This is a genomic window from Methylobacterium sp. WL116, assembly GCF_008039455.1.
Classification (GTDB): Bacteria; Pseudomonadota; Alphaproteobacteria; order Rhizobiales; family Beijerinckiaceae; genus Methylobacterium.
Genome location: NZ_VRUV01001107.1, coordinates 1 through 514, shown reverse-complemented (window position 1 = coordinate 514; position 514 = coordinate 1). Strand labels below are relative to the sequence as shown.

At 73.3% G+C, this 514-nt stretch carries 1 protein-coding gene; it reads left to right on the top strand.

Going from position 1 to position 514, the window contains the following annotated elements; genetic code table 11:
• Positions 1-106 precede the first annotated feature (106 nt).
• Positions 107-514, top strand: a 408-nt coding sequence (gene ccmB, locus FV223_RS29615) for a heme exporter protein CcmB (protein WP_147730119.1), incomplete at its 3' end; no start/stop codon positions are given.

Here is a 514-nt window from a genome sequence, read left to right as displayed (position 1 = left end):
GCGCCACCCACCAGGCCCTCGGGCTCGAGGACGCGCGCAACCTCCACATCGCGCAGGCCGCCCCGCGGGCGCCCGAGCCGGCGGACGACGCGGAGGAGGCGTGGGCGTGATCCGCATCCTCGCAGCCCTCGTCGCCCGCGACTTGACGCTGGCCTCCCGCGTCGGCGGGTCGGGCATGCTGTCGCTGGTCTTCTTCCTGATGATCGTGGCGCTGGTGCCGTTCGCCCTCGGGCCGGACCTCAACCTGCTTTCGCGGATCGGCCCGGCCATCCTCTGGCTCTCGGCGGTGCTGGCGACGCTGATCGGCCTCGACCGGCTGTTTCAGGCCGACGAGGAGGACGGCTCGTTGGACCTGATGACCGCCGCGCCGGTGCCGCTCGAGCTCGTGGTGCTGGCCAAGGTGATCGCGCACTGGATCACCACCGGGCTGCCCCTGGCGCTGGCCTCGCCGCTGTTCGGCCTGCTCGTCGCGCTCGACGGGACCGCCATGGCCGCGACCGCCCTGACGCTGCTC